At 63.5% G+C, this 15,508-nt stretch carries 13 protein-coding genes; 12 read left to right on the top strand and 1 reads right to left on the bottom strand.

The features are described 5' to 3' along the window. Positions 1-5: 5 nt before the first annotated feature. The 8 genes from SM763_RS12350 to SM763_RS12315 all read left to right on the top strand — a co-directional run bounded on the left by SM763_RS12350 (position 6) and on the right by SM763_RS12315 (position 10,079). On the top strand, positions 6-1,238 hold the full coding sequence (locus SM763_RS12350; protein WP_368998715.1) for a Tm-1-like ATP-binding domain-containing protein: 1,233 nt from the start codon (positions 6-8) through the stop codon (positions 1,236-1,238). A 397-nt stretch (positions 1,239-1,635) separates the two neighbouring features. Further along, a complete protein-coding gene (locus SM763_RS12345) occupies positions 1,636-3,729 on the top strand; it encodes a 3-hydroxyacyl-CoA dehydrogenase NAD-binding domain-containing protein (RefSeq protein ID WP_368998714.1) in 2,094 nt (697 codons plus the stop codon). A gap of 1 nt (position 3,730) precedes the next feature. After that, positions 3,731-4,906 (top strand): acetyl-CoA C-acyltransferase, encoded by a 1,176-nt coding sequence (locus SM763_RS12340; protein ID WP_065272575.1) that lies wholly within the window; start codon positions 3,731-3,733, stop codon positions 4,904-4,906. 100 nt (positions 4,907-5,006) lie between these two features. Further along, positions 5,007-6,206: an acyl-CoA dehydrogenase family protein gene (locus tag SM763_RS12335; RefSeq protein ID WP_065272576.1), complete on the top strand. Its 1,200-nt coding sequence runs from the start codon at positions 5,007-5,009 to the stop codon at positions 6,204-6,206. Continuing rightward, positions 6,203-7,336, top strand: coding sequence for an acyl-CoA dehydrogenase family protein (locus SM763_RS12330; RefSeq protein WP_274831384.1), 1,134 nt, complete (start codon positions 6,203-6,205; stop codon positions 7,334-7,336). The genes SM763_RS12335 and SM763_RS12330 overlap by 4 nt, the downstream gene beginning before the upstream one ends. Continuing rightward, positions 7,317-7,739, top strand: a complete 423-nt coding sequence (locus SM763_RS12325; protein WP_368998713.1) for a PaaI family thioesterase — start codon at positions 7,317-7,319, stop codon at positions 7,737-7,739. The genes SM763_RS12330 and SM763_RS12325 overlap by 20 nt, the downstream gene beginning before the upstream one ends. Continuing rightward, positions 7,736-8,515 carry an oxepin-CoA hydrolase, alternative type gene (locus tag SM763_RS12320; RefSeq protein ID WP_368998712.1) on the top strand — a complete coding sequence of 260 codons (780 nt, stop codon included), beginning with the start codon at positions 7,736-7,738 and terminating at the stop codon, positions 8,513-8,515. Before SM763_RS12325 ends, SM763_RS12320 begins: the two co-directional genes overlap by 4 nt. 64 nt (positions 8,516-8,579) lie before the next feature. Further along, positions 8,580-10,079, top strand: a complete 1,500-nt coding sequence (locus SM763_RS12315; RefSeq protein WP_368998711.1) for a class I adenylate-forming enzyme family protein — start codon at positions 8,580-8,582, stop codon at positions 10,077-10,079. A gap of 271 nt (positions 10,080-10,350) precedes the next feature. Here the strand turns inward: SM763_RS12315 and rpe are convergent, their stop codons facing one another. Continuing rightward, positions 10,351-11,040, bottom strand: coding sequence for a ribulose-phosphate 3-epimerase (gene rpe / locus SM763_RS12310; RefSeq protein ID WP_368998710.1), 690 nt, complete (start codon positions 11,038-11,040; stop codon positions 10,351-10,353). A gap of 265 nt (positions 11,041-11,305) precedes the next feature. Between rpe and phnC the strand changes: the two genes are divergently transcribed. The 4 genes from phnC (at position 11,306) to phnE (SM763_RS12290) (ending at position 15,504) form a co-directional block, all read left to right on the top strand. Next, the gene (phnC, locus tag SM763_RS12305; protein WP_368998709.1) at positions 11,306-12,130 is read left to right on the top strand and encodes a phosphonate ABC transporter ATP-binding protein; all 825 of its coding nucleotides are present in this window, start codon (positions 11,306-11,308) and stop codon (positions 12,128-12,130) included. Positions 12,131-12,198: 68 nt separating this feature from the next. After that, entirely contained in the window at positions 12,199-13,101 is a 903-nt protein-coding gene (gene phnD, locus SM763_RS12300; protein ID WP_368998708.1) for a phosphonate ABC transporter substrate-binding protein, read from the top strand. 127 nt (positions 13,102-13,228) lie between these two features. Beyond that, positions 13,229-14,110 carry a phosphonate ABC transporter, permease protein PhnE gene (gene phnE / locus SM763_RS12295; RefSeq protein WP_368998707.1) on the top strand — a complete coding sequence of 294 codons (882 nt, stop codon included), beginning with the start codon at positions 13,229-13,231 and terminating at the stop codon, positions 14,108-14,110. Continuing rightward, positions 14,107-15,504 (top strand): phosphonate ABC transporter, permease protein PhnE, encoded by a 1,398-nt coding sequence (phnE, locus tag SM763_RS12290; RefSeq protein WP_368998706.1) that lies wholly within the window; start codon positions 14,107-14,109, stop codon positions 15,502-15,504. The genes phnE (SM763_RS12295) and phnE (SM763_RS12290) overlap by 4 nt, the downstream gene beginning before the upstream one ends. Positions 15,505-15,508 lie beyond the last annotated feature (4 nt).

Here is a 15,508-nt window from a genome sequence, read left to right as displayed (position 1 = left end):
ACAAGATGCCCGATAAAACCATTCTGATCGCCGGGACCTATGACACCAAGGATGCCGAGCTGGCCTACCTGGCGGATGTGATCCGGGGGCAGGGCGGCGGCGTCCTGACCATGGATGTCAGCGTCTTGGGGGATCCGAGCCAGCCCACCGACATCAGCAAGCATCAGGTGGCCGAGGCAGGCGGCAGTTCAATCCAGGCCGCCATCGACAGCGGCGATGAAAACACCGCCATGCAGATCATGGCGAAAGGATCGGCAGCCAAGGCGCTAGAGCTCTATCGTGCCGGTTCCATCGACGGGGTGATCGTGCTGGGCGGCACCATGGGCACCGATCTGGCGCTGGACCTTTGCGCGGCGCTGCCGCTGGGGGTGCCGAAATATATCGTCTCCACCGTGTCCTTTTCACCCTTGATGCCGCCGGAGCGTATCCCGGCCGATGTCCAGATGATCCTCTGGGCCGGGGGGCTTTATGGTCTGAACTCGGTCTGCAAGGCTTCGCTGAGCCAGGCGGCGGGCGCGGTTCTGGGCGCGGCCCGTGCGGTGGAGCCGCCGAAACGCGAACGCCCGCTGATCGGCATGACTTCCTTTGGCAAGACGGTGCTGCGCTATATGGTGACGCTGAAACCGGCGCTGGAGGACCGCGGCTATGAGGTGGCCGTCTTCCACGCCACTGGCATGGGCGGGCGGGCGTTTGAAAGCCTCGCCAGCGAAGGCGCCTTTGCCGCGGTGATGGATTTCGCCCCGCAGGAGGTGACCAACCACCTGTTCGGCGGTCTGTCGGCAGGCGCGGACCGGATGACCAATGCGGGCGCTTCGGGCACCCCGCAGCTGGTGGCGCCGGGCTGTTATGATCTGGTGGATTTTGTCGGCTGGCAAGAGACCCCGCCGCAGCTACAGGGGCGGCCCAGCCATGCCCACAACCGGCTGCTGACCTCGGCGGTTCTGGACGCCGACGAGCGCCGCCTCGTCGCCCGTACCATCAGTGACAAGCTGCAAGGTGCCTCCGCCCCGGTTGCGGTGCTGCTGCCCGAGCAGGGCTGCAACGAATGGGACCGCCCCGGCGGCGATCTGCACGATGCTGAGGGGTTGTCGGCCTTTTGCGATGAAATGCGCGCCGCCTGCCCGGGCAATGCGACATTGCACGCGCTGGACTGCCATATCAACGACGCAGCCTTCGCTGAGAAGGCGCTTGAGATCTTCGACGGATGGGTGGCTGAGGGACTGATTCCGCAAGGATAGACGTCTGCGCGCCTGCCGGATCACCAAATCTTGAAAGCGATACAGGGCGCCCGCGACAGTGGGCGCCCTTGTTGCGCGTTAGGGGGAATAGAATAGGTGTTCGGTGTTTTGCTGCCGAAAATACTTCCTGCGCGCAATGATATTACTTGCCAGGCGAAGGGACGCGGCCTAGTGTGCTGTCGAATTAGTGGAACAATGTTCCACATAGTGGAATATGGGTTGACAGTCAGACCGCTGGCCTGAATTCTGCGGCTCCGCAGATGACGCCGGGTTCTGGCAAGGGCGGCAAAGACCGGCCTTGGCGCGCGGAGGAGGGCGTGGCTAGATCCCGACAGGAACAGGGGGCGTGTGCAAAAGGCCAGAGGCCCGCAGCCCCGCCAAGGAGAGGAAAATACGGATGACGGATGCCATTGGATATGAACGCGTTGGGGATATTGCGGTCCTCAAGGCGCAGAACCCGCCGGTAAATGCGCTGGGCCTGGACGTGCGCCAGGGCCTGGTGGACGGGATCGAGCGGGCCGAATCGGAAGGCGCCAAGGCGGTGCTGATCTACGGTGACGGCCGCACCTATTTCGCCGGCGCCGATATCCGCGAATTCGGCAAGCCGCCGCAGGGGCCGTTTCTGCCCGATGTCTGCACCCGCATCGAATCGTCGCCGCTCTTGGTGATTTCGGCGCTGCATGGCACCGCGCTGGGCGGCGGGCTGGAAATCGCGCTTGGCTCGCATTATCGCATTGCGGTTCCTTCCGCGCGTATCGGTCTGCCGGAAGTTCTGATCGGCGTGATGCCGGGCGCCGGTGGCACCCAGCGTCTGCCGCGCCTCATTGGTATTGACGCCTCGGTTGACGTGATCACCTCGGGCCGTCAGGTCGGGGCCAAGGAAGCGGTGGAACTGGGTATTCTGGACCGCGTCGAAGAAGGCGAGCCACGCGAGATCGGTCTTGCCTATGCGCAGGAGCTGCTGGATCAGGGCGCCCCGCGCCGCGCCATCAGCGAAATGCCCGCGCCTGAGGCGGTCGATTTCGATGCGCTTTATGACTCTGTGCTGAAAAAGGGCCGCGGCCTGCTGGCGCCTGCGGTTGCGATCCGCGGCATTCAGGCCTGCTGCGAACTGCCCTTTGACGAGGGCATGAAGCGCGAGCGGGAACTCTTCATGGAACTGATGAGCACCGATCAGCGGCAGGGCATGATCCACGCCTTCTTCTCGGAACGCGCAGTCAGCAAGCTGCCGGAACTGAAAGGCGTTGAACCGCGCGCGCTGAACAGCCTCGGCGTTATCGGTGGCGGCACCATGGGGGCAGGCATCGCCACGGCAGCGCTGCTGGCCGGTCTGCCTGTCGTGATGCTGGAGATGACCGCCGAGGCCGCCGAAGCCGCCAAGGGCCGCATTTCGGGCAACCTTCAGGGCGCGCTGAAGCGCGGCAAGATCAGCCAGAAGAAATTCGACCACCTGACCGGTGAGGCGCTGACGCTCGCCACCGATTACGACGCGCTGAGCGATGTCGATCTGGTGATCGAGGCCGTCTTCGAAGAAATGGGTGTTAAGAAAGAGGTCTTTGGCAAGCTGGACGCGGTTTGCAAGAAAGGCGCGATCCTGGCCTCCAACACCTCCTACCTGGATGTGAACGAAATCGCCGCCAGCACCTCGCGCCCCGAGGATGTGATCGGGCTGCACTTCTTCTCTCCGGCGCATGTGATGAAGCTCTTGGAGATCGTCGTTGCCGACAAGACGGCGCTGGATGTGGTTGCCACGGGTTTCGAACTGGGCAAGCGGCTCAAGAAAATCTCGGTCCGCGCAGGTGTCTGCGATGGTTTCATCGGCAACAGGATCCTGGCGACCTATCGCAAGGCGGCCGATCACATGGTGCTGGACGGTGCCTCTCCGTACCAGATTGACAAGGCGCTGACCGATTTCGGTTTCGCGATGGGACCCTTCGCGGTGGCGGATCTGGCGGGGCTCGACATCGGTTGGGCCGTGCGCAAGCGCAAGCGCGCCGAGGGCATGGACCCGCGCGAGCGTGACAGCAGCTACATGGACAAGATCTGTGAGGCGGGCAACTTTGGCCAGAAGACCGGCAAGGGCTATTACGTCTACGAGGCAGGCAAGCGCGGCGGCACCCCGAACCCCGAGGTGACCGAGTTGATCGAGGCCGAGCGTGCCGAGAAGGGCATCACCCCGAAAGAGTTCACCGATGAGGAGATCGTGACCCGCTACATGGCGGCCATGGTCAATGAGGCCGCCAAGGTGGTGGGCGAAGGTATCGCGCGCCGTCCGCTGGACGTCGATATGACGCTGCTCTTCGGCTACGGCTTCCCGCGCTATCGTGGCGGGCCGCTGAAATGGGCCGACATGCAGGGGCTGGATACGCTTCTGGCGAACATCAAATCCTACGCCGAGGAAGACGATTATTTCTGGCAGCCCGCGCCGCTGCTGGAGCAGTTGGTTGCCGAGGGGTGCACATTCGACGATCTGAACAAGGAAAACAGCTGATATGAAAGAAGTCGTTATCGTCTCTGCCGCCCGCACCGGGCTGGCCAAATCCTTTAGGGGATCCTTCAACATGACCCACGGCGCCACCATGGGCGGTGCCGCGGTCGAGGCCGCGATGGCCCGCGCCGGGATCGAAGGCGCCGAGATCGAGGATTGCATCATGGGCTGCGGCGCTCCCGAAGGGGAAACCGGCGCCAATATCGCCCGCCAGATCGCCCTGCGCGCCGGGCTGCCGGTCACCGCATCGGGCATGACCGTGAACCGCTTCTGCTCCTCCGGTCTGCAGACCATCGCCTTGGCGGCGCAGCAGATCATCTGCGAAGGCGCAGGCCCGATGGTGGCAGGCGGGGTGGAAAGCATCTCGATGGTGCAGCCGAAACTGCGCCCCGTGCAGGAAGCCTGGCTGAAAGAGCACAAGCCTGCCGTCTATATGACCATGATCGAAACCGCAGATATTGTCGCGGAGCGTTACGGCATCAGCCGTGAGGATCAGGACGCCTATGGTCTGCGCAGCCAGCAGCGTATCGCTGCAGCGCAGGAAGCGGGCCTGTTCAAGGATGAGATCATTCCCGTCTCCACCACCATGGCGGTGAAGGACAAGGAAACCGGCGAGATCTCGATGAAGGACGTCGTGGTGGACCGCGACGAATGCAACCGTCCCTCGACCACGCTCGACGGTCTCGCTGGTCTGGCGCCGGTGCGCGGCGACGGCAACTTCATCACCGCAGGCAACGCCAGCCAATTGTCCGATGGCGCCGCTGCCGTGGTGCTGATGGAAGCCAAGGAGGCCGAGAAGCGTGGGCTTGAGGCTATGGGCGCCTTCAAAGGCTTCTGCGTTGCAGGCTGCGAGCCGGACGAGATGGGCATCGGCCCGGTCTTTGCCGTGCCGCGCCTGCTGGAGCGCCACGGGCTGACGGTGGATGACATCGATATTTGGGAGCTGAACGAAGCCTTCGCGAGCCAGGCGCTCTACTGCCGGGACCGTTTGGGCATCGATGACGAGAAATGCAACGTCAACGGCGGCTCGATCGCCATCGGCCATCCCTTTGGCATGACCGGCGCCCGTATGACCGGCCACATCCTGCGCGAAGGCAAGCGCCGGGGCGCCAAGCTGGGCGTCGTCACCATGTGTGTCGGCGGCGGCATGGGCGCAGCGGGCCTGTTCGAAATCTACTGAACCGCAATCAAAGACCACGCGGCACCCGGAGGGCAGTCATCGCCCGCCGGATGTCGCCCGGCCCGGTTGGATCGTGCCAAAGGGCCATGAGGAGAATGAAATGGATCTGAGTTACACCCCCGAAGAACAGGCCTTCCGCGAGGAGGTGCAGCGTTTTCTGGACGAGAAACTGCCCAAGGAAATGTCGGATGCGGTCCGCGAGGGACGCAGCCTCGGCAAGGAAGGCCACGAACGCTGGCATGCCATCCTGAACGAACAGGGCTGGCTGGCGCCGAATTGGCCGCGCGAATTTGGCGGCTGCGAATGGAATGCCGTGCAGCGCCATATCTTCGAAGAGGAATGCTGCCGTGCCCATGCGCCGCGCATCGTGCCCTTTGGCCTGACCATGCTGGCGCCGGTGTTGCAGAAATTCGGATCCAAGGAACAGCAGGATTACTACCTGCCCAAGATCCTGAGCGGCGAACACTGGTGGTGCCAGGGCTATTCCGAACCGGGCGCAGGGTCTGACCTTGCCAGCCTGAAAACCAAGGCCGTGCGCGAAGGCGACCACTATATCGTCAACGGCCAGAAGACCTGGACCACGCTGGGCCAGCACGCCAACTGGATCTTCTGCCTGGTGCGCACCGACCCAGATGCCAAGCAGCAGGAAGGCATTTCCTTCCTTCTGATCGATATGGACACGCCGGGCATCGAAGTGCGCCCGATCATCCTGCTGGACGGCACCCACGAGGTGAACGAAGTCTGGTTCACCGATGTGAAAGTGCCGGTGGAAAACCTGGTGGGCGAGGAAAACAAGGGCTGGACCTACGCCAAGTACCTCCTGACCCATGAACGTACCAATATCGCCGGTGTCGGCTTCAGCCAGGCCGGTCTGGATGCGGTGAAACGTCTGGCGCGGGTGCAGATGCACAAGGGCCGCCCGCTGATCGAAAACCCCTATTTCGCGGCCCGCATGGCGCAGGCGGAGATCGATCTGATGGCCATGTCTACCACCAACCTGCGCATCATCTCGGCGGCGGCCTCCGGTCAGGCGCCGGGCGTCGAAAGCTCGATGCTGAAGGTGAAGGGCACCGAAATCCGTCAGGAAATCAACGATATGGCGCGCCGTGCCGCGGGCGTTTACGCGATGCCCTTTGCCTCCGAAGCGGTGGAGGGCGGCAATGAACCGCCGGTCGGCCCCGAAGGCACGGCTGCCGTTGCCGCGCAGTATTTCAACAACCGCAAACTGTCGATCTTTGGCGGTTCCAACGAAATCCAGAAGAACATCATCGCAAAAGTGAAAATGGGAGGCCGGGCATGAACTTCGACCTGACCGAAGAGCGGCAGATGCTGCAGGACAGCCTGCGTCGCTTCCTGTCGGACCGCTATACGACATCCGTGCGCAACGACATCCTGGAAAGCGAGACCGGATTTTCCGCCGATATCTGGGGCCAGCTGGCCGAACTGGGTGTCATCGGCGCGCTGTTTTCCGAGGAGGACGGCGGGTTTGGCGGCGCCGGTTTCGATATCTCCACCGTTTTCGAGGAACTGGGCCGCGCCGGCGTCGTTGAGCCGCTGCTGGACACCGCACTGCTGGGCGGTGGTCTGATCGCAGCACTGGGCAATGACGATCAGAAGGCTCTCGTTGAAGAGGTGATCGGCGGCGCCGTACAGCTGGCCTTTGCGCACGGCGAGCCGAACAGCCGCTATGAGCTGTCGCGCGTGGAAACCACGGCTCAGGCCGAGGGTGATCAGATCGTTCTGAACGGGCGCAAGGCTGTTGTCGTCAACGCCGAGGCTGCCGATCACCTGGTGATCTCTGCGCGCGAAAGCGGCGCAGCGGATGCGACCGATGGGATCTCGTTGTTCCTGGTGCCCCGCGATGCCGAGGGCCTGTCGCTGCGCGGCTATGCGCTGCTGGCTGGCGGTCGCGCTGCCGAGGTCGAGCTGGATAACCTGCGCCTGCCTGCCTCTGCCCGTCTGGGCGATGCTGGCGCCGCATGGTCTGCCATGGCCGGGGTCTTTGCCCGCGCCGAGGTGGCGCTGGCTGCCGAAACCCTGGGCGCGATGGAAACCGCGACCGAGCTTACCCGTCAGTACCTGCTGACCCGCAGCCAATTTGGTCGCCCGATCGGCTCCTTCCAGGCGCTGCAGCACCGGGTGGCGGATCTGCTGATCGAGATCGAGCAGGCGCGCTCGGCCGTGATCAACGCGGCCGGCCATCTGGAAGGCGACGCGCGGATGCGCGATCTCAACGTGGCGGCGGCGCGCAACCTGATTGGCCGTGCAGGTCGTCTGGTGGCCGAGGATTCGATCCAGCTGCACGGCGGTATCGCCATGACGCAGGAATACGAACTGGCCCATATCGCCAAACGGATCGTCATGGCGGAGCACCGCTTTGGTGATGCGGACACGCAGCTGGAGCGTTTTCTTGACCTCAGCGCCGCGTGATACCGGCGAGGTCCGCCTGATCGAGGAACCCGGTTGCCAGCAGATGGTTGGCTACCGGACCGAGGTCGATACCCGGGATGGCTCCTGCACCGTGACGCTGGAGCTGGAGCCCCGGCATATGAACCGCCATGGCATCGTCCATGGCGGCATGGTGGCCACGGTTTTGGATGTGGTCTGCGGCAATACTGCAATGCAGTTCTTCGATCCGGACGGAAACGCGGACCTGGTCACCGTTTCGCTGAACCTCTCCTATGTGGGGTCGACGCGAACCGGGGCCATTGCGGCCCGCGCCCGGCCTACGGGGGGCGGCAAAAGCATCGCCTATGTCTATGGCGAGCTGTTTGATGACACCGGCCGCCTGCTGGCCACGGCAAACGGAATTTTCAAGAGGATACGGAAATGACCCGACGTGCACGGATGGACGATCTTGGCGACCGCGCGGTTGTCGTGAATATGAACCCGGATCGCCGGGGCGCCCTGTCGCAGGATCTTTACGACGCCATTCAGGCGGCGCTGGATCTGGCGCAGGAGCCGCGCATACGTGCTGTGCTGCTGACCTCGGAAGGTGGGTTTTTCTGCGCGGGCGGCGATCTCAACGTGCTGATCGAACGTCGCGGCCTCAGCGAGGACGAGCGCCGCGCCAAGGTCAACAACCTGCATGATCTGATGCGCGGGATCCGGGACTGCTCGGTGCCGGTGATCGCCGCCGTCGAAGGCGGCGCGGCCGGGGCCGGTCTGTCGCTGGCGCTGGCAGCGGATCTGATCGTGGCCTCTTATGGGGCGAAATTCACCGCCGCCTACGTCAAGGCGGGACTGGTGCCCGATGGCGGGCTGACGGCCTCGCTGGCGCGGATGCTGCCGCGTCCGCTGGCGATGGAAATGTGCCTTTTGGGTCGGCCGGTGACAGCCGGACAGATGGCTGCGCTCGGCGCGGTCAATCAGGTGGTGGCGCCGCAGCGCGTTCTTGGCGCGGCGCACAGCCTTGCCGATGCGCTGGCCCAGGGCCCGCGCGCGGCGCAGGGCACCATCAGGCATCTGGTTTCCAGCGCCTATGAGGCGGCAGAAACTGCACAGCTTGATGCCGAATGCGCCGCCATGGCCCGTGCGGCTGGCGGCGAGGAGGCAGGCGAGGGCATCGCGGCCTTCCTGGAAAAACGCGCGCCGCAGTTCAGCGGCTAGGGTCCGGCCCGCACAGGGCCTGCACCCACGACATAACCGGCGCCGGATTTGGGAGGAGAGGGCAATGGAACGATGGCATGATTTACTGGCCGCGCAGGTGGCCGAGCGGCCGGAGGCTGCGGCCTTTTCCGACAGTGGCGGTACGGCCTGGAGCTATGCCGAGCTTTCGACAGCCGTAGAGGCGGTGGCCGAGCATCTGCGGAAGGTTGGCGTGCAGCCGCGTGACCGGGTCATGGTCTTGTCGGAAAACTGCTGCGCGGCGGTGGCGGCGATGCTTGGCGCCTCGCGGATCGGGGCCATAGCCGTGCCGGTCAATGCAAGGATGAGCGCGGGGGAAGTGGACCGGATCCTGTCCCACGCGCGCCCGGCGGCGGTGCTATGCACCTCCGCAATTTCCCCCGAGGCCGAAGCCCATGCCGCGCGGATTGAGGCACGCGAGATCAGTGGCGCCTTTGGCGCTCTGCATCTGGCCTGCCCCTATGCCTCAAACCCCGATGCACCGGAGGAGGTGGCGGTTCTGCTTTACACCACTGGCACCACCGGCGCGCCAAAAGGGGTGATGCTGACCCATGCGAACCTTCTGTTTGGCGGCAAATCTTCGGCCGAGCTGCGCGATATGGCGCCGGGCGATGTGATCTATGGTGTTCTGCCGATGACCCATGTCTTTGGCCTTGCTTCGGTGATGACGGCGGCGATCCTGTCCGGGGCCGAGGTCTGGCTGGAGGCGCGTTTCTCGGCGGCGAAACTCTATGAGGCGCTGCGCCGGGGCGTAACGCGTCTGGCGGCGGTGCCGCAGATGCACGCGCTGGTGATGCAATACGCCAAGGAACAGGGGCTGGAACGGCTTGGCAGCGAGGTCTTGCAGTACGTTTCCTCCGGGGCGGCGCCGCTGGATCCCGAATGGAAGCGCAAGGCCGAAGGGTTTTACGGGGTGGCCCTGCAGAATGGCTATGGAATGACCGAGACCACTGCCGGGGTCTGCGCCACCAAGAACAGCCAGCTGGGGGATCCTGACATTTCCACCGGCCCGCCGATGCCCGGAGTCGAGGTGCGGATAGATGAGAGCGTTCCGGGCGGCGGTGATGGGCTGGGGGAGGTTCTGGCGCGTGGGCCGAACATCATGCTGGGCTATTATCGCAACCCCGAGGAAACCGCCAAGGTTCTGGACGCAGAAGGCTGGATGCACACCGGTGACATGGGCCGTCTGGACGCCCGCGGGTTCCTGCATATCGAGGGACGCTCGAAGGAGTTGATCATCCACGGTGGTTTCAATGTCTTCCCGCCCGAGGTGGAGGCGGCGCTGAATGCCCATCCGCAGGTGGTGCAATCCGCTGTGGTCGGGCGTAGGGTCAGCAGCGATGAAGAGGTTCTGGCCTTTGTGCAGGTGGTGCCGGGGGAGGCGCCGGATCCGGCAGAAATGATGGCTTTCGTGCGCGGTCAGCTGGCCGGATACAAATGTCCGGCGCTGATCGTCCCGGTCGAAGCCTTGCCTGCGGCCCCGACGGGCAAGATCCTGAAGCACAAATTGCTGGAGACTTTTGCGGACCGTCTGGAAGAGGCGTGAACGGGGCGCTCCCGTCCCCAGACGGGCGGCCTGCGGGGCAGGCCTTGTGCGGGGTTGGGCGTGGCGCCGCTGCGCGGCGCAGGGAAAAATCTGCTGAGAGGCGTTTCAGGGGCAGGTCTGCCCTGAAAGCGCGACGTCCAGTGTTGGGCCGGGACAGCGCCGCCTCAAGGGTAAACCGCGCCTGTGGCGCGGCTGCAGGCGCAGCCCTTGACCCGCCGCTCTCCCTAAGATGCCGTCTCCGGTGGAGACGGCGGCGGGAGGGGAGGTTCCCTCAGGTCCAGGTGCCTTCGGCGGCGGCGCGGATGGCGCGGATATTGTCGCCATAGACGCCCGGGTTATCGACCGAGCCGCCGCGGAAGACCGCGGAGCCGGCCACCAGCACATCGGCGCCGGCCTTGGTCACCAGCGGTGCGGTGCTGGGATCAACACCGCCGTCGATTTCAATATGCACGGGCCGGTCGCCGATCATCTGGCGCAGGGTTGCGATCTTGCCGGTCATGTCGATGAATTTCTGCCCCCCAAAGCCCGGATTTACCGTCATCACGCAGATCAGGTCGGTGAGGTCGAGAAGATGCGCCACAGCCTCGGCCGGGGTGGCGGGATTGAGTGCAACGCCTGCCTTCATGCCTGCCGCGCGAATGGCTTGCAGAGTGCGGTGAATATGCGGGCCTGCCTCGACATGGGCGGTCAGAACATCGGCGCCCGCATCGGCATAGGCGTCGATATAGGGATCCACCGGCGCGATCATCAAATGCACATCCATCACCGTTTTCACATGCGGGCGGAAGGCTTTGACCGCTGCCGGGCCAAAAGTGAGGTTCGGGACGAAATGGCCATCCATCACATCCACATGCACCCAGTCTGCGCCTTCGGCCTCGATGGCCTGAATTTCCTGCCCGAAGTTGGCGAAATCGGCGGAGAGGATGGAGGGGGCGATCTTAACACTGCGGTCAAAGGACATGGGAGGGGTTCCTGCATACTGGGGCGCTGGTGGAGGGTCTTCTGCGCATATAGACCGGTGTGGGCGCGGTTTACAGAGGGCAGTTTGTCCTTGCCCGCTATTTCCCCCCGTTGCCCTGTGGCCCGTGACCCCCGGTGCGTTCTGTGACGCAGGCATGACGGTTTTGGCGCTGCTGGGCGGTCCGCGTTACAAATAATTCACCGCGATTACACAAATGATTTGAGGAGCACCGTTAGGCAGTCCCGGAAACGAACGGGGGCCGATTGTGCTGCGCATAGAAAAACTCACCAAACGCTTTGGCGACAAGACCGCGGTGGATACCGCGACTCTCGACATCGACAAGCCCTGCATGATCGGCATTATCGGCCGCTCCGGCGCGGGAAAATCGACCCTGCTGCGCATGATCAACCGTTTGGGCGATGCCAGTGAAGGGCAGATCCTGTTCGAAGGGCGCGATGTGACCCGGCTGAAAGGGCGTGAGAAGCGCGCCTGGCAGTCGGACTGCGCGATGATCTTTCAGCAGTTCAACCTGGTGCCGCGCATGGATGTGGTGTCGAACGTGCTGCATGGCACGCTCAACCGCCGCTCGGCGCTGGCGACCATGTTCAACCTATATCCGATGGAAGACATCCACCGGGCGATCGACATTCTGGACCGTCTGGGCATTGCCGAACACGCGGCCAAGCGGGCCGAGGCCTTGTCGGGCGGGCAGCAACAGCGCGTCGCCATCGCCCGCGCCCTGATGCAGGACCCGAAGATCATCCTGGCGGATGAACCCATTGCCTCACTCGATCCGATGAATGCCCAGACCGTGATGGAGGCGCTGCGCCGCATCCACGAAGAAGACGGGCGCACCGTCATCGCCAATCTGCATACGCTGGATACCGCGCGCCGCTATTGCGACCGGGTGGTGGGGATGCGCGACGGGCGCATCGTCTTTGACGGGCTGCCCGAGCAACTGACCACCGGCGTTGCCCGCGAGATCTACGGCGCCGGCGCCGACTTCTCTGAAGCCGCGACATCCACCGAGATCGAAACGCTGACGCGTACCGAAAGCCCCATCCGAGAGGCCGAGGCCGCCGCGCTCTGATCTTCACCCTCTTTCATCATCCCAAAGCACGAGGCTTTGGGCCCAAACCAAACCGGAGTGACCTAGAGATGAAAAAACTGATTGCTGCCGCCCTGATGACAACTGCCCTGACCACACCGGTCATGGCCGAGGACATTCAGGAATTCCGTATCGGCATCCTTGGCGGTGAAAACGCCCAGGACCGCATGAACAACAACGAGTGCCTGCGCGCCAAGACCGAAGATCTGCTGGGCGTCGAAACCAAGCTGTTCGCCCCCGCTGATTATAACGGCGTGATCCAGGGTCTGTTGGGCGGCACCATCGACATGGCCTGGCTGGGCGCCTCTGGCTATGCCAAGACCTTCCTGTCCGACCCCGAAGCGGTTGAGCCGATCCTGGTGAAAGTGAACAACGATGGTGGCTACGGCTACTACTCGGTTGGTTTTGCCCGCAAGGACAGCGGCATCACCGCGCTGGAAGACGTCAAAGGCAAGATCTTCGGTTTTGGTGACCCGAACTCCACCTCCGGCTTCCTGATCCCCTCGATCGAGATCCCGCAGGCAACCGGCGCCAGCATGACCTCGGGCGACTACTTTGGTGAAGTGAAGTTCACCGGCGGTCACGAGCAGACCATCGTTGCGGTCAACAACGGCGACATCGATGCCGGTGTGACCTGGGCCGACGGCCTGGGCAACTGGGAAGACGGCTACAACTCCGGCGCCCTGCGCAAGGCGGTTGATGCCGGTCTCGTCGACATGAACGACCTGGTCAAAATCTGGCAGTCCAAGCCGATCCCGGAAGGCCCCGTTGTTCTGCGCAAGGACCTGCCTGAAAACGTCAAGGTCAAGATGACCGGCCTGATGGCAAGCCTCAAATCCATGGATGCAGATTGCTTCTACGGTGTGGCCGCGGGTGAAGCCAAAGGCTTCATGCCGATCACCCACGATGCCTACGAAGTGATCATCGAAGCACGCAAATTGAAGTCCAACTGATTTTAGGACCAACGCGGCGAGGTCCGGTCTTTGTGCCGGGCCCCGTATTCCTCTGACGCGCGCCCTTGCAGGGGCGTCCCTGCGATCAGAGGCCCATCCGAACACCAATATATCCCCAGGAAACCCCATGGCAGATCTGACAGCGGCCCCGCCTTCCGGTGCCTCCTCGACCGAGGCCATCCGCGCCGAATATGTCGACCTCACCCGGCGCAAGCGTCTTTACGGGACGATCCTCCTGATCGTCTTTGTTGCCATGATGGTGGCCGGGTTCCGCACCGCAGATGACCGCAATGCCGGGTCCTTTTCTGATGGGTTTACCCGAATTTTCGACTACCCGGCCGAGGTGCTGAGCGAAGCTGCCGAGAAGGTGACAGAGCTGCCCGGCCAGGTGGTGCATTTTTTCCCGGCGCTGCTCGAGACGCTGAATATCGCGGCGGCCTCTACCCTGATCGGTGCCATCTTCGGCACGCTTCTGTCGCTCTTGGCGACACGCGGCATGGCGCTCTGGCCATCGCTGATCCCGGTCTTTCGCCGGGTGATGGATATCTGCCGGGCGATCCCGGAAATCGTCATCGCGCTGGTGCTGATCTTCCTTTTGGGTGGTGGCCCGGTGCCTGCCATGATCGCCATTGCCATCCACACGGCGGGGGCATTGGGCAAGCTGTTTTCCGAGGTGAACGAAAACGCCTCGCTGAAGCCGGTCGAAGGCCTGTCCTCGGTCGGGGCCACCTGGGCACAGCGCATGTGGCTTGGCGTCATCCCGCAGGTGGGGCCGAACTATGTCAGCTATGCGCTGCTGCGGTTTGAAATCAACATTCGTGCCTCGGCGATCCTCGGCTTCGTCGGCGCGGGCGGCATCGGCTACGAGCTGAAGAACGCCATGTCCTGGGGCAAGGGCCGCTACGACGAGGCCGCAGCCATCTTTATCCTCCTGTTCGTCACCATCGTCGTGGTCGATCAGATCTCTGGCAAGCTGCGTGACCGGCTGATCAATGGAGCCAAACAATGACGACTCTGGATGTGAACCCGGGTGCAGGCGCGCGCCGTGACGCCGCCGCGCTGAAGCAGGAGATGGCGGGGCTGTTCCGCACCAAGGAGCTGATGGCCTTTGCCGTGCCGCTGGTGGTGCTGGTCTATATGGCCTACGTCTTTTTCGCCTTCGACGTGCCGGGCCTGTGGGAGCGTGCCAGTCTTGAAAACGCCCGCACGCTGGTCAGCGACAGCTACAGCTACAAGACACATGTAACCCGCGACAACCGCGATGCCTCTGTCTCGGTCGCTATCGAAGGTGAGCGTAAGGGCAGCTATCCCGAAGGCGAGGCGCCGGAATGGGTGAGCCTTGGCGAAATCACGGTGATCGATCTGGAAAACGGCCATACCGTGCGCTTTGGACCTGAAACTGTGGAATATGACATTCCCGGCTACGGCACCGTGCGCGCCACCCCCAGCCGAAGCGCCGGTGTGCAGGCCGAGTTTCCCGCGGGCGATGTACCGGACTGGATCAGCTCCTCGAAGAACCGTCTGGCGATCAAGACCGACGCAGGCCGTCTGACGGTGACCCGCAACCGCTCTGAAGTGTTCCGCTATTTCACCGGCTGGGAGCTGTTCTTCTTCACCCTCGACAGCCCCTATCACGGGATGAGCGCCTCTGCGCTGTTGGGGCGGGCGGCCTCGGGTGAGGCAGGTGCGATCTTCAACGATTTCTGGACCAACAAGATGTGGCGCCATCAGGATGTGGCCTGGGCCATTGGGGAAACGCTGCTTATGGCCTTCCTCGGCACCATCGGTGCGGGCATCGTGGCGCTGCCACTGGCCTTCCTTGCGACCCGCAACTTTATGCCGATCCGCACCCTGCGCTTTGCCACCCGCCGCCTGTTCGATTTCGTGCGCGGGGTGGACAGCCTGATCTGGACCGTGGTTCTGGCGCGCGCATTCGGACCTGGCCCTCTGACCGGTGCCCTGGCGATCCTGGTGACCGATACCGGCACCTTCGGCAAGATCTTTTCGGAGGCGCTGGAGAATGTCGATGAAAAGCAGATCGAAGGCGTGGCCTCGACCGGTGCCAAACCGGTGCAGCGCTATCGGTTCGGGGTAATCCCGCAGGTGACCCCGGTTCTGCTGTCGCAGCTGCTCTACTTTCTTGAATCCAACACTCGCAGCGCCACGATCATCGGCGCCATCACCGGCGGCGGTATCGGTCTGTTGCTGACCCAGGCGATCATCACCCAGAAGGACTGGGAAGAGGTGGCCTATTACATCGTGCTGATCATCGTGATGGTGATGCTGATGGACTGGTTCTCGGGCATGTTGCGCCGCCGCCTGATCCAGGGCGATCCCGGCAAGCCGCGCCGGGACAAGGCGAAGAAGGGCGAGAAGAAGAACATGCCCTTCGTGCTGCCCTGAGTAT

This window comes from Pseudophaeobacter sp. C1-32P7, assembly GCF_041008775.1.
GTDB lineage: Bacteria > Pseudomonadota > Alphaproteobacteria > Rhodobacterales > Rhodobacteraceae > Phycobacter > Phycobacter gallaeciensis_A.
The sequence above is the reverse complement of the archived record's forward strand: the minus strand, read 5'-3'. Positions and strand labels throughout refer to the sequence as shown.

What these genes read in the sequence shown, in the direction of transcription:
- SM763_RS12340 (WP_065272575.1), top strand. Translation starts at nt 3,731, where the DNA reads ATGAAAGAAGTCGTTATCGTCTCTGCCGCCCGCACCGGGCTGGCCAAA.
- SM763_RS12345 (WP_368998714.1), top strand. Translation starts at nt 1,636, where the DNA reads ATGACGGATGCCATTGGATATGAACGCGTTGGGGATATTGCGGTCCTC.
- phnE (WP_368998706.1), top strand. Translation starts at nt 14,107, where the DNA reads ATGACGACTCTGGATGTGAACCCGGGTGCAGGCGCGCGCCGTGACGCC.
- SM763_RS12320 (WP_368998712.1), top strand. Translation starts at nt 7,736, where the DNA reads ATGACCCGACGTGCACGGATGGACGATCTTGGCGACCGCGCGGTTGTC.
- SM763_RS12315 (WP_368998711.1), top strand. Translation starts at nt 8,580, where the DNA reads ATGGAACGATGGCATGATTTACTGGCCGCGCAGGTGGCCGAGCGGCCG.
- SM763_RS12335 (WP_065272576.1), top strand. Translation starts at nt 5,007, where the DNA reads ATGGATCTGAGTTACACCCCCGAAGAACAGGCCTTCCGCGAGGAGGTG.
- phnD (WP_368998708.1), top strand. Translation starts at nt 12,199, where the DNA reads ATGAAAAAACTGATTGCTGCCGCCCTGATGACAACTGCCCTGACCACA.
- phnE (WP_368998707.1), top strand. Translation starts at nt 13,229, where the DNA reads ATGGCAGATCTGACAGCGGCCCCGCCTTCCGGTGCCTCCTCGACCGAG.
- SM763_RS12330 (WP_274831384.1), top strand. Translation starts at nt 6,203, where the DNA reads ATGAACTTCGACCTGACCGAAGAGCGGCAGATGCTGCAGGACAGCCTG.
- SM763_RS12350 (WP_368998715.1), top strand. Translation starts at nt 6, where the DNA reads ATGCCCGATAAAACCATTCTGATCGCCGGGACCTATGACACCAAGGAT.
- rpe (WP_368998710.1), bottom strand. Translation starts at nt 11,040, where the DNA reads ATGTCCTTTGACCGCAGTGTTAAGATCGCCCCCTCCATCCTCTCCGCC.